This window comes from Polaromonas sp. YR568, from assembly GCF_943369415.1.
Classification (GTDB): Bacteria; Pseudomonadota; Gammaproteobacteria; order Burkholderiales; family Burkholderiaceae_C; genus Polaromonas.
The window spans coordinates 41,239-54,900 of sequence record NZ_CALRNF020000005.1 but is presented as its reverse complement, the minus strand read 5'-3'; the positions used below and the strand labels follow the sequence as shown (position 1 = coordinate 54,900).

At 66.1% G+C, this 13,662-nt stretch carries 7 protein-coding genes; 5 read left to right on the top strand and 2 right to left on the bottom strand.

The genetic code is table 11. The annotated features are described in order from the left end of the window. Window positions 1-6 precede the first annotated feature (6 nt). The 3 genes from grpE (at window position 7) to dnaJ (ending at window position 4,021) form a co-directional block, all read left to right on the top strand. The gene (grpE, locus tag ACLV74_RS05030; RefSeq protein WP_411878285.1) at window positions 7-567 is read left to right on the top strand and encodes a nucleotide exchange factor GrpE; all 561 of its coding nucleotides are present in this window, start codon (window positions 7-9) and stop codon (window positions 565-567) included. Between the two features lie 166 nt (window positions 568-733). Beyond that, the gene (gene dnaK / locus ACLV74_RS05025) at window positions 734-2,680 is read left to right on the top strand and encodes a molecular chaperone DnaK (RefSeq protein WP_411878284.1); all 1,947 of its coding nucleotides are present in this window, start codon (window positions 734-736) and stop codon (window positions 2,678-2,680) included. Window positions 2,681-2,878: 198 nt separating this feature from the next. Further along, window positions 2,879-4,021, top strand: coding sequence for a molecular chaperone DnaJ (dnaJ, locus tag ACLV74_RS05020; RefSeq protein WP_411878283.1), 1,143 nt, complete (start codon window positions 2,879-2,881; stop codon window positions 4,019-4,021). Window positions 4,022-4,151: 130 nt separating this feature from the next. On the opposite strand, the gene ACLV74_RS05015 is transcribed toward dnaJ, so the two are convergent. Together ACLV74_RS05015 and ACLV74_RS05010 are read right to left on the bottom strand one after the other, a co-directional pair. Further along, the gene (locus ACLV74_RS05015) at window positions 4,152-9,686 is read right to left on the bottom strand and encodes an AAA domain-containing protein (protein WP_411878282.1); all 5,535 of its coding nucleotides are present in this window, start codon (window positions 9,684-9,686) and stop codon (window positions 4,152-4,154) included. Next, window positions 9,676-10,902, bottom strand: a complete 1,227-nt coding sequence (locus ACLV74_RS05010) for a M48 family metalloprotease (protein ID WP_411878281.1) — start codon at window positions 10,900-10,902, stop codon at window positions 9,676-9,678. The genes ACLV74_RS05015 and ACLV74_RS05010 overlap by 11 nt, the downstream gene beginning before the upstream one ends. A gap of 224 nt (window positions 10,903-11,126) precedes the next feature. On the opposite strand from ACLV74_RS05010, the gene ACLV74_RS05005 reads away from it, so the two are divergent. Both ACLV74_RS05005 and ACLV74_RS05000 read left to right on the top strand, forming a co-directional pair. Further along, the gene (locus tag ACLV74_RS05005; RefSeq protein ID WP_411878280.1) at window positions 11,127-12,344 is read left to right on the top strand and encodes a glycerophosphodiester phosphodiesterase; all 1,218 of its coding nucleotides are present in this window, start codon (window positions 11,127-11,129) and stop codon (window positions 12,342-12,344) included. A gap of 208 nt (window positions 12,345-12,552) precedes the next feature. Then, complete coding sequence (locus tag ACLV74_RS05000; RefSeq protein ID WP_411878279.1) at window positions 12,553-13,659, top strand: S-(hydroxymethyl)glutathione dehydrogenase/class III alcohol dehydrogenase; 1,107 nt, start codon at window positions 12,553-12,555, stop codon at window positions 13,657-13,659. Window positions 13,660-13,662 lie beyond the last annotated feature (3 nt).

Here is a 13,662-nt window from a genome sequence, read left to right as displayed (position 1 = left end):
CACCGCATGCCTGAAAATACACAACCCGAACAAAATCAACCACTTAGCGGCGAGCCAAGCCCCGAGGAACTGGAAGCGGCGCAAGCCGCCAACGAGTTTGACGCGCTGACCGTGGCGCAGGCCGAAGTCGCCACCCTGCAGGCCAAGAACACCGAGTTGGCCGACAGCTACCTGCGCGCCAAGGCCGAGACCGAAAACGCCCGCCGCCGCGCCGACGACGATGTCGCCAAGGCCCGCAAGTTTGCGGTGGAAAGCTTCGCCGAAAGCCTGCTGCCGGTGGCCGACAGCCTGGAAGCCGGCCTTGCGGTCAAGGAAGCCACGGCCGCGCAGATTCGCGAAGGCGCCGAAGCCACGCTCAAGCAGCTCAAGAGCGCGCTTGAGCGCAACAAGGTGGTGGCCATCGACCCGCCCGCCGGCACCAAATTCGACCCGGCCCAGCACCAGGCCGTCAGCATGGTGCCCGCCGACCAGGACGCCAACACCGTGGTCAACGTGCTGCAAAAAGGCTACCTGATCGCCGAGCGCGTATTGCGCCCGGCCCTGGTGACGGTGGCAGCCCCCAAATAAACCCGCAAAACAAGCCATAAACAGAATGCAAAAACATGTTGAGGCCCTTGAAGCCCATCAACTTACCCACAAGTTATCAACATAGTCATTCACAGCGGCCAGGGGCCTCAAACCCCGGCCACCCCACTTTCAATCTTTCACGAATCAAAAAGCAGGAGAAATCATCATGGGAAGAATCATCGGCATCGACCTGGGCACCACCAACAGCTGCGTATCCATCATGGAAGGCAACACGCCCCGCGTCATTGAGAACTCGGAAGGCGCGCGCACCACGCCGTCCATCGTCGCTTACCAGGAAGACGGCGAAGTGCTGGTTGGCGCGGCCGCCAAACGCCAGGCCGTGACCAACCCCAAGAACACGCTCTACGCCGTCAAGCGCCTGATCGGCCGCAAGTTCACCGAAAAAGAAGTCCAGAAGGACATTGCCCTCATGCCCTACGCCATCGTGCCCGCCGACAACGGCGACGCCTGGGTGGAAGTGCGCGGCAAGAAAATTTCGGCCCAGCAGGTCAGCGCCGACATCCTGCGCAAGATGAAAAAGACCGCCGAAGACTACCTCGGCGAACCTGTCACCGAAGCCGTGATCACCGTGCCTGCGTACTTCAATGACGCGCAGCGCCAGGCCACCAAGGACGCCGGCCGCATCGCAGGCCTGGACGTCAAGCGCATCATCAACGAACCCACCGCTGCGGCCCTGGCCTTCGGCCTGGACAAGCAGGAAAAGGGCGACCGCAAGATCGCCGTGTATGACCTGGGCGGCGGCACCTTCGACATCTCCATCATCGAGATCGCCGACGTCGACGGCGAGAAACAGTTCGAAGTGCTGTCCACCAACGGCGACACCTTCCTGGGCGGCGAAGACTTCGACCAGCGCGTTATCGACTACATCGTGGCCGAGTTCAAGAAAGACAGCGGCATCGACCTGTCCAAGGACGTGGTCGCCCTGCAGCGCCTGAAGGACTCCGCCGAGAAGGCCAAGATCGAGCTGTCCAACAGCCCGCAGACCGAAGTCAACATTCCCTACATCGCGCACGACCCCGCGACCGGCCCCAAGCACTTGCTGGTCAAGCTGAGCCGCGCCAAGCTCGAAAGCCTGGTCGACGAACTGATTGAGCGCACCATCGCGCCTTGCCGCGTGGCCATGAAGGACGCCGGCATCAGCGTGGGCGACATCCATGACGTGATCCTGGTGGGCGGCCAGACCCGCATGCCCAAGGTGCAGGAGAAGGTCAAGGAATTCTTCGGCAAGGAAGCACGCAAGGACGTGAACCCCGACGAAGCCGTGGCTGTGGGCGCCGCGATTCAAGGCCAGGTCCTGTCCGGCGACCGCACCGACGTGCTGCTGCTCGACGTGACTCCGCTGTCCCTGGGTATTGAAACCATGGGCGGCGTGATGACCAAGATGATCAAGAAGAACACGACCATCCCGACCAAGTTCGCGCAGACCTTCTCGACCGCCGAAGACAACCAGCCGGCCGTGACGATCAAGGTGTTCCAGGGCGAACGCGAAATTGCCTCGGGCAACAAGGCGCTGGGCGAGTTCAACCTCGAGGGCATTCCGCCCGCATCGCGCGGCACGCCGCAGATCGAAGTGTCCTTCGACATCGACGCCAACGGCATCCTGCACGTGGGCGCCAAGGACAAGGGAACCGGCAAGGAAAACAAGATCACCATCAAGGCCAACTCCGGCTTGTCCGAAGCTGAAATCCAGCAGATGGTGAAAGACGCCGAGCTGAACGCCGAGGAAGACAAGAAAAAGGTCGAGTTCGTGACCGCCAAGAACAACGCCGAAGCCATGGTGCACAGCGTGAAGAAGTCGCTGGGCGAATACGGCGACAAGCTCGAAGCCGGCGAGAAGGAAAAGATCGAGACCGCCATCAAGGACATGGAAGAGGCGCTCAAGGGCGACGACAAGGCCGCCATCGACGCCAAGAACACCGCCCTGATGGAAGCCAGCCAGAAGCTCGGCGAAAAAATGTACGCCGACATGCAGGCATCGCAGGCGGCAGCCGGCGGTGACGCGCAAGGCGCGGCGGGCGCCGAACAGGCGCAGGCCAAGCCGGCCGACGACAATGTCGTGGACGCTGAAGTCAAGGAAGTCAAAAAGGGCTAAGCACCTGTTGGCAACCAGCCTGCATTGGCGCGATAACTGCATGCAAACGCAGACGGCACAATCAGGTGCACAAGGCGGAAACCGGGAGCCATCCCGGCTTTCCGCTTTTGTACATCTGCCGATATCGCAAATGCAGGTGCCGACCGCCCTGCCCGCCGGCTGACCCGCCGGCCCGATCAACGAAGACCCTGAGCTGCCATGGCAACCAAAAAAGACTATTACGACACACTGGGCGTGCCCAAGAACGCCAGTGACGAGGACATCAAGAAGGCGTACCGCAAGCTCGCGATGAAGCACCACCCTGACCGCAACCAGGGGGAGTCATCCAAGGTTTCCGAGGAAAAATTCAAGGAGGCCAAAGAGGCCTACGAGATGCTGTCCGACGCGAACAAACGCGCGGCCTACGACCAGTACGGCCACGCGGGCGTGGACCCCAACATGCGCGGCGGCCCCGGGGCCGAAGGCTTCGGCGGCTTTGCCGAGGCGTTCGGCGACATCTTCGGCGACGTGTTCGGCGGCCAGCGCGGCGGCCAGCAGCGCGGCGGCCGCCAGGTCTACCGCGGCGGCGACCTCAGCTACGCCATGGAGATCACCCTCGAAGAAGCGGCGCACGGCAAGGAAGCGCAGATCCGCATCCCGAGCTGGGACGACTGCAACACCTGCCACGGCACCGGCGCCAAGCCCGGCACCAAGGTGGTCACCTGCACCACCTGCCACGGCCACGGCGTGGTGCAGATGCGCCAGGGCTTTTTCAGCGTGCAGCAGACCTGCCCGCAGTGCAAAGGCACGGGCAAGCTGATCCCTGAACCCTGCGTGACCTGCCACGGCGTGGGCAAGACCAAGAACAACAAGACGCTGGAAGTCAAGATTCCCGCGGGCATCGACGACGGCATGCGCATACGCTCTACCGGCAACGGCGAGCCCGGCACCAATGGCGGCCCGCCCGGCGATCTCTACATCGAGATCCGCCTGAAGAAGCACGACATCTTCGAGCGCGACGGCGACGACCTGCATTGCGCCGTGCCCATCAGCTTCACCACCGCCGCGCTGGGCGGCGAGATCGAGGTGCCGACCCTTGCCGGCAAGGCCGCCATCGACATCCCCGAAGGCACGCAGGCCGCCAAGCAGTTCCGCCTGCGCGGCAAAGGCATCAAGGGCGTGCGCTCCAGCTACCCCGGCGACCTGTACTGCCACATCACGGTGGAAACGCCGGTCAAGCTCACCGAGCACCAGCGCAAGCTGCTCAAGGAGCTCGACGAGTCGCTGAAAAAAGGCGGCGCCAAGCATTCGCCGAGCGAAGAAGGCTGGGCCGACAAACTGAAGAGTTTCTTCAGCGCCTGAGCGTGCGCGCCCCTGCGCCCTGCGCCCTGCGATACGGGCTGCGGGGCCGGCGGTTCAGGCTTGCGGAGACACGGCGGCGGTCGCCGCCTGCCCTGATACACAAACCCGCAGGGCGCCCGGCCGGGGCGCCTTACGCTGCACCCGCCGCGTCCGCTACTTCCGCATAGCCCTTGCGCAGTTTCTCCGCCACCAGCTTCTCTATCTCGCGCTGCGCGCGCGCCTCGCTGTCGAAACATTTGATCTGCGTCTGGCCCCGGGTATCGATGCGGCCATAGCAGACCACCACTTCCATTTCCTTCCGGCCTATCGACCAGAACTTGCGCGAGCCGCCCTCCGTGTGCTCGAAGCGCCGCATCACCGGCCCACCGGAAGGAACCGAAGGAAGCGGCGAGGCAACCGGCGCCGGTTCGCCGGCAAACGCCGGCGCCACGGCCGGGAAAGCCTGCGCCGCGGCTGCGCCCGCCGGCGGCATCACGAATGGCTGCAGGTCCGGCTCCGGATGCGCGCTGGGCGGCCCGTCGCGCAGCGCACGCTGAATCTGCTCGATCACGGCTTCGGGTTGATGGAACCAGTCCTTCGAGAGGATCTGCACGGTGTGCCAGTTGAACGACCGGAGGATCCGCGGCCGCGAGACATACCGCTCATGCACGTCGCCGCTGCCGTACTGCGCCTCGGTGTCGACGAGCACGCCAAGGCGATACAGCCCGCTCTCTCCATCGCGCAGCGCGAGTTCGCAGCGAAACCGCGACTGCCCCACATACGCATCCACAACATGCCCGCGCTCGCGCAAGGCCTGCGCGAGCTGCTCGATGACATCCTCCGGCTTGTGCCGTCCGCCTAGCGCGCCACGCGCCGCCGGGTTCATCGCCTCGAGCACGCTCTGGGCGAGCTGCGCCCGTCCATGCGACAAATGTTCCGCATATTGGAGAAACCGCTTGAGCGCGGCGGCCCCGTCGTTGTAATCGTTGGTGATCGACTCATGCCGGATCGACGTGACGACCGCCATGTGATGCCGCGCGCGGCTGAAGATCACGTTCAGCCGCTTCTCGCCGCCGCGCTGGTTGATCGGGCCGAAGTTCATCAGCATCTTGCGCGCGGGCGCAGGGCCCGGCCCGTAGCAGATGCTCAGGATGATGATGTCGCGCTCGTCGCCCTGCACATTCTCGAGGTTCTTCACGAAGAGGCCGCAGAACTGGTCGTCCTCCTCGCGGACGTACTCGGCTTCGAGCCGCGCGGCGAACTCGGCGTCGGCCGCGGACAAGGCCTCCAGCGCGGCTTCGATCTCGCTTTGCTGCGCCTCCGAGAACGCAACGATCCCGATGCTCGGGTGCCCCTCGCGCGCGAGCAGTTCGCGCGTCATGCGCGCGATGTAGCCGGCCTCGTCGAGATTGGAGCGCTCCGCGTACACGGCATCGGGCAGATGGTGAAAGCTGACCGGCCGCGAAAGCAGCGCGGCAGCGCCGGCCTGCGCTGCGTCCGCCGACGCGGCGTCGCGCACGACCACCTCCGGCTGCTCCGCGGCGGCATAGGCCCGGTCGGGGATCGTGTACAGGTTGCCGCCGTAAAACGCCGCGTTCGAAAATCCGATCAGCGACTCCGAACGGCTGCGGTAGTGCCAGGCCAGCAGCGTCGCGGGCAGGTTGCGCGCGCCCTGATTGAGCAGGCTGTCCGCGTCGAGCACGACCGAGAGCCGCTCGCCTTCGTCCCCGTCCACCGCCACGCTCTCGCCCTCCTCGTCCCGGCCCGATGAGAAGAAGCTTGTGGGCGGCAATTGCATCTCGTCGCCGACGATGATCACCTGCGGCGCGCGGTAGAGCGCCGGCACCGCCTCCTCGACCGGGATCTGGCTGGCCTCGTCGAAGATCACGACGTCAAAATCCTTGCCCGACATGGGCAGCGTGTCTGACACCGAAAGCGGGCTCATGAGCCAGATCGGCTTCATGTCGCGCACGACGCGGCCGGTGTCGCCGCTGGCCAGCTCGCGAATGGACTTGTAGCGCATGGTCTTGCCGAACTCGTGCTCCAGCTCGCGCCGGCCCGCCGAATAAGACTTTTTGAACTGCTTGCCGCCCTCATCGAGCTGCGAGGTGGCGAGCATCGAGCGCCGCACGTTCTCGCGAAAACGCTGGCGCACAAGCGCCCGGGCCACGTCGGCGTTGAGTTCCAGCAACTGCTTCTCGCCCAGGCCGATGCGTTCGGCGTGGCGCGCGAGCGCAGCGGCGTCAAAGCGCGGCAGCCAGCGCTCCTTGCGGTAAATCCGCTCCAGGTTTTCGCGCGCGATGACGTACTCGATTCCCTCGGGCGGCAACGCGACGAGGTGCAACGCGGCGGCGAATGCGGGGTCGGCATCGGTCAACTCGCGCAGCAGCGGCAGGACTTCTGGCAGGCTGTCGGCGCACTCGCGCAGGTCGCGCACCAGCTCGCCGAGCCCGTCAAGCGAAAGGGCGTCGATGTCGCGCAGGAATGACGCCAGTACAGGGGCGAGCCGGTCTATTTGCGCGGCCAGGCCGGTGAGGCCTTCGGGCGAAATCCGCGCGCCCGCAGCCTCCAGGGCTTGCGAGAAACCGCGCAGCGACGCATGCGCCTGGACGTCCGCGCGCAGCGCCTGCAGCTCATTGGCGTAGATGTCGACCTCGGGCGTGCCGTAGCTCCCGGCGAAGCGCGCGCGCGCGGTGCCCAGCTGCTCCGCCGCCTCGTGCTCCTGCGAGAGCTCCGTCAACAGCCGCGCGAACGTCGGCTTCACCGCATGCGCGCTGAAGCCGTAGTGCGCGTTCAGCACACCGCGCAGGCGCCACCACGACGGCGAGAACCAGCGCAGCGCGGAGTCTTCCTGCGCGCGCGCCTGGGCCAGGGCCTGCGCCGTATCGGCCGGCGCGAGCTTGCGCCGCCAATGGACCGTGAGCGCCTGTGCCTGGGCGAGCTGCCGGGCAAGCGCGTCGATGCCGGCGCGCTCGTTGTCGAAGGCCTTGGATGCATCGCTTCGCGCATCCAGCAAGCCGTGAAACGCGCTGTCGCCGAGCGCCGTCAGCCGGCGCGAAAATTCCGCCAGCCGCTTCAGCTCCGCCCACTCCAGGCCTGCTGCCTCGGGCCATAGCGATGCCAGCGCATCCGCGGCCGCGTCCAGCATCGGCTCGGCCGTGTCGACGAGCCGCAGCACCGTGCCCAAAGGCTGCTCCGCGCGCACCAGCTCGTCGCTCAGGCGCGCGAACACATGGTCTGCCAGCGCGGACACGCCAAAAACCTCCTGCAACACCTGCCCGATGCGCAGCGCCAGCCCGCCGCGGGCCTGCCACGCCGCGTACGGCGGCAAGGCCTCGGCGGCCGCGGCCGGCAGTTCGGCCGCGTGCGGCGCGAGCGCCACCAGGCGCCGCAGCAGCGCATGCGCAGAGAGGCTCGCCGGCGCGTCGCCCGAGCGCATCGCGGCGTCGAAACGTTCGAGCGCCGCTATATCCTCCTGCACCAGTTCCGCGACCCGCGCGCGCTGCCGCACCAGTTCCTCCGACACATCGGCATTCGCGAGCCACTGCTCGTAGGTCTGCTTGAGGTCGAGTACAAAGCCTTTTTTGTCCGTCTGCGAGTCGTGGATCATGCAGCACAGCTCGTCGAGCCGCTGCTGCCGCAGCCGGTGGAACACCACGTCGATGGCGGCGCGCTTCTCGCAGACGAACAGCACGCGCTTGCCGCGCCCCACCTGGTCGGCGATGAGGTTGGTGATGGTCTGCGACTTGCCGGTGCCGGGCGGGCCCTGGATGATGTAGCTCTCGCCCGAGCGGGCCAGGGAGACGGCGGCCATCTGCGTCGCGTCGGCGGGCACCACCGTCCAGCGGTCGGCAAGGGAAATCGGCTCGGCGGGCTGCTCGTCCAGCGCGCGCGGCTTGAGGGAGAACACGCGCTTGAACGCCTCGTTGGCGATGTCGCCTTCGACCAGCGCGTTGTAGTCGCGCACCAGCGACATCTTCCGGTAGTTGAAGTTGCCGAGCGTCACCGAGGTGAGGTCGAGGTCCCATTCATAGGGGTTGCCGGTGCGCTCGCGCAGCGAGAAGGTCGTCCGTTCGTCCTCCCCGGCGGCGGCCGGCGCCACGTTCGGGTGGCGCGGTGCCGGCGCGACGCCGAGCGCATCGCGCAGCGGCAGCGCGGCAGGCCGCACGCGCTCGTGGAAGAGCTTGAGCCCGAGCGGGCGGAAATCGTCCTCGGCATAGCTGTAGTCGGTGTCGAGCGCGGCCGGCGGCACGGCGCGCGCGGGCGTGTTGCGGCGCCGGCGGCGGAACTGCTCGAGCCGCTGGCGCGCGCGCTGGTGGATCAGCTCGATCTCCGGCTTGTCGACCAGGTTGAGCCGCACGCCCGGCTCGCTGGCCACGATGCTGGCCTGCAGCGAACGGTGAAACGCCGCGAGTGCCTCGTCGGTCAGGTCCACGGTCTCGGGCAACTCCATCCCATAGACCGTGCGCAGCTGGTGGCGCAGCACCGGGTTGACCTCCGCGCTCGGCGCCTGCGCCTGCAGCACGTATTGGTCGCGCACGCCCTTCTTGCGCGTCAGCTCGACCGGCAACAGCAGGAGCGGCGACACGATGCGCTCGTCCTTCGCCTCCTTGAGGTTATGCCAGCGAAAAAAGGCGAGCACGAGCGAAAGCTGCGAAAGGCCGAATTCGGCGCGGTCCCTGCGGTCCTCCTGCATGATGCGGTCGAGCGCGCCCGGCAGGTAAGGCTGGTCCTCAAAGCGTAGCCAGTTGGCCAGCAACACCTTGTCGCCGCCGCCGACGGCCGCGGCGAACTTTCCGCTCCAGACGCAGAGCTGGTCGAGCCGGATGTTCTTCATGTCGACCACGAGCGGCACGCTCGCGACTGTGAGGTTCACCGAAGACTGCGTAGCCCGGAAATGCAGCAGGCGGTTGCGCCGCGAGAGGTCGAACAGCCGGTCGCGCAGGTGCGCCTGGATGGCGCGCTGCTGGCGCGCCTCGCCGGTCTGGCCCGCCAGCACCCGCTCGATCGCCAGGTCCTGCGGTTGCTCGCGGTAGGTTTCCAGGCGGGTGATCAGCGAGGCCAGGTCCTTGGCGCGCCGCCGGCGGTCAAGCTCGGTCATCTCGACGATGATGCTCGCGACCACGGGGTGCAGCCGGGGCTGAAGCTCGAACAGGTTGTTCCGGTGGCGCGCGAACGAACGCACGTCGTCCTCGCCGCTGAAGTCGAGGTCGCAGGAAAGGCTGGCGAGCATTTGCCCGAGGCAGAAGATGTCGGTGACGGCATCGTGGTGGCCGACCACCTGCTCCCAGCAGCGGTAGCCCGGCAGGTACACCGGCCGCGTCAGCCCTTCGGCCGCCGGCGCACTGGCAACCGAGAGGTCCTCGGAGGTGTAATCGGCCGGATCCTGCGTTACGCGGCTTTCACCGACCACTTGCAGCACGGACGACACCGGCGCCTGCAGTTTCTCCACGGCATCGCGGCGCTCGCGTGCGGCATGGCCTTGCGGGTCGCACAGGGCAAGCGCGCCGCTTTCATGCACCGTCACGCTGCGCGGGCCGTCCAGATCCGCGGTTTTTTCGTCGGCATGAAGGCCGGCCACTTCCCGGAACAATGGCAGCACGAGCGCGAGCACATCCTCGGTCTGGAGCCCGCCGCGCGAGACGCCCGCCTCGAGCAAGCGGATAAATGGAACGTCATCCGACATGGTTTTTTTCGGTCTTGTCCAGCAGGGCACGCGCGCCCTGCCTGAGTTTGCTGAACTGCCGCTTCGTCATCTTGAGGTCTTTCAGCATGCGCGCCTGCAACTGGTCGCCGACGTTCCAGGCGTCGCCCAGTTCGAGCACCCGGGCGAACGCGACGTCTTCCATCGCGCGGTCGCTGGCGGCGATGTCGACCAGCAAGGCGCTGACGTAGTCCGCGCACCGCGGGGCCGCGGCCATGTCCTGCGCCAGGGAGTCGTCCGCGTTGTCGCCGGCCCCGAAGTCGGGAAAGAACCTGCGCGCATGGGCCAGGGTGGCCTCGCTGCGCATCCAGGCCGGCCGCAGCATCTCGGCGAGCGCCCGGCGCGTGAGCGATTCGAGCCGCGCCTGGGCGAGCCAATCGGCCTGGTCCAGGCTCAGCGGGCCGCGAAGCGCGGCGTCGAGCCAGGACTCGGCCTGCGCGTTCCCGCCGGCCCAAAGACCAAGTGCGTGGGCGCGCAGGAAGGATTCGGGGTGGCTGGCCTGCGACGATGCGGCCGGCTCCCTGGCGACCACCTCGGCCGCCTGCGCGAGATAGCTCGCGCCGCTCACATTGCTCAGGCCCGTCGCCGACTTCACGAGCGCGGCGACGGCCGCTTCGACCGAACCGCTCGCGACCACCGAGCCGCGGTCCGCATAGGCCTCGGTGAAGAGCCGGAACAGGCGGCTGGTCTGCAGTTGCGCGGGCGTCGCGCCGGGGTGGGCGGCAGTGGCCTCGAGAATGCGGTCCGCCGCGTGGTAGATGCCGCCGTCCTCGCTCCAGAGCTTGTAATGCGCCAGCTCGTGGCCGAGCACCGCCGCTATCTCGGGGCCGGTGAGGCGGTCCAGCAGCGGTCCGGAGAACACCACATGCGCCTCACCGACCAGAAAATAGAGGCTGGCATTGATCTGGCCGTCACTGCCCTGGTAGAGCGTGATCGGCACCTCGAGCCCGAGCCGGGCCGCCGCCGTGATGGCGGCCTGGTGCAGGTCGGGGTAGGTGGCGGCGTCGAGGCGATAGGCCTGCTTGAGCAATTCTTCGCGGACCGCCTGGGCATGCTCGTCGCGCGACCTGGCGGAAAGAGCCCAGGCCCAGACTTCCGGCTCGCGCTCCTTGAGGTAGCCGGCCACCGCCTCATGATAGGGAAGAGGCAGAAGTGCGCCGGCTCCCGGCGAGATGTTGATTGAATTCTCTTGCTGCATCCCTGACCTCCGTGGCTATTATTGCAGTAGAAGTTGTGCGGCAGGTTAGCGGCACTGGCAGCATCCAGCGGACGCGGATCGCGGCCGGATCCGCCGGACCGGCTTTTCTTCCACCCGGCCGAAAAATCGCGCATGTTGTTTTGCCGGCAATGCCGCACACACTGTCACAGGCCTGTCGTCATCCCACGCCTACGATCGCCCTTTTAACTCAGGGAAAAACACCCATGACCGTATCGACCCGCAAGGCCTTGAAACAAAGCGGCTTGCTCGCCCTCGTTTGCAGCAGCGTGCTGCTGGCCGCCTGCTCGTCTTCAGGCTCGCCGTCGCAATCCGGCCTCTCCACCCTCGACGGCAAGGCGCCGCTGGTCATCGCCCACCGCGGCGCGTCCGGTTACCTGCCTGAGGAAACGCTGGAGGCCTATGCGCGCGCCATCGAACTCGGCGCCGACGTGATCGAGATGGACCTGATCTCCACCAAGGACGGCGTGCTGATGACGCGCCACGACCCCAACCTGGCCTTCAGCACCGACGTGGCCAAACACCCCGAGTTCGCCTCGCGCAAGAAGACCATCCAGGTCGACGGCGAAACGCAGACCGGCTGGTTCAGCGACGACTTCACCTTCGCCGAAATCCGCACGCTGGGCGCCATCTCGACCGATGCCGAACGCCCCCAGCAGTTCAACGGCCAGTTCAAGGTGCCGACCTTCCAGGAAGTCATTGACCTGGCCAAAGCCCAGTCCATCAAGACCGGCCGCACGATTGCGATCTACCCCGAAACCAAGAACCCGACCTACTTCCGCGAACGCGGCCTGCCGCTGGAAGACAAGCTGATCGCGATGATCACTGCCGAAGGCTGGAACAGCAAGACCGCGCCCATCTACGTGCAGTCGTTTGAACCCGGCAGCCTGAAGTACATGAAAAGCAAGGGACTGAACACGCGCCTGATCCAGCTCGTCGACGGCGACGGCATTGACCCGAAAACCGGCCGCGTGACCTATGCCGTTCCGACCGACCGCCCCTATGACTGGACCAAGGCCGGCGACAAGCGCTTCTTTGACGTGATGGCCACGCCCGCAGGCCTGGCCGAAATCAGGACCTACGCCGACGGCATAGGCCCCTGGAAGCGCTACATCATCAGCACCAACGGCACGATAGGCGCGGACGGCAAACAGGTCGACATCAACCGCGACGGCAAGCTCAACGACGCCGATTCGACCTCGACTGCGCCCACCAGCTTCGTGGCCGACGCGCACAAGGCAGGCCTCTTCGTCCACCCCTTCACCTTCCGCAATGAGTCGCGCCGCCTCGCCGCCGACTACCAGGGCGACGCCAAGGCCGAGTACCTGGCCTTCTACCGCGCAGGTGTGGACGGCGTGTTCACCGACTTCACCGACACCGCGGTTGTCGCGCGCACGCAGTACCTGAAAGAAGCCGGGCGCTAAGGCTTGCGCCGGCCTGGCCGGCTCCTCTTTCTGATTGATAGCCGCTTGCACCCTTTAGGGGGCCAGGCGGCTTTTTCCTTGAGGGCCCGCGCCGCCGGGGTTTTCTCAAAATGAAACATCTTTCAGCGGGCGCGCCGGGGGACTGGCTTATAGTGCCTTACGCAGCGCAACGCGCCTTCCGCCCACCCTCTCACTGAAGCCCCCCATCATGAAAACCAAAGCCGCCGTCGCCTGGAAAGCAGGCCAGCCCCTGACCATTGAAACCGTGGACCTGCAAGGCCCGAAATTCGGCGAGGTCCTCGTCGAGATCAAGGCCACAGGCATCTGCCACACCGACTACTACACGCTCTCGGGCGCCGACCCGGAAGGCATCTTCCCGGCCATCCTGGGCCATGAAGGTGCGGGCATCGTGGTCGACGTCGGCCCCGGCGTGACCACGCTCAAAAAAGGCGACCACGTCATTCCGCTCTACACGCCCGAATGCCGGCAGTGCAAGTTCTGCCTCTCGCGCAAGACCAATCTGTGCCAGCTGATACGCGGCACGCAAGGCAAGGGCCTGATGCCGGACGCCACCAGCCGCTTCAGCCTGGACGGCAAGCCCATCTTCCACTACATGGGCACCTCGACCTTCAGCAACTACACGGTCGCGCCCGAAATCTCGCTGGCCAGGATCCGTGAAGATGCGCCCTTCGACAAGGTCTGCTACATCGGCTGCGGCGTGACCACCGGCATAGGCGCGGTGCTGTTCACCGCCAAGGTCGAAGCCGGCGCCAACGTCGTGGTGTTCGGCCTGGGCGGCATAGGCCTCAATGTGATCCAGGGTGCCAAGATGGTGGGCGCCGACAAGATCATCGGCGTCGACATCAACCCGGCGCGCCAGGAAATGGCGCGCAAATTCGGCATGACGCACTTCATCAACCCCAAGGACACCGAGAACGTGGTCGACGCCATCGTGCAGCTGACCGACGGCGGCGCCGACTACAGCTTTGAATGCATAGGCAACACCAAGGTCATGCGCCAGGCGCTGGAATGCACCCACAAGGGCTGGGGCCGCAGCATCATCATCGGCGTGGCCGAAGCCGGCGCCGAGATCAGCACCCGGCCCTTCCAGCTGGTCACCGGCCGCAAGTGGGAAGGCTCGGCCTTCGGCGGCGCGCGCGGCCGCACCGACGTGCCGAAAATCGTCGACTGGTACATGGAAGGCAAGATCAACATAGACGACCTGATCACCCACACCATGCCGCTGGAAGATATCAACAAGGGCTTTGATTTGATGAAAAGCGGCGAGTCGATTCGTGGCGTAGTGCTGTACTGAGCG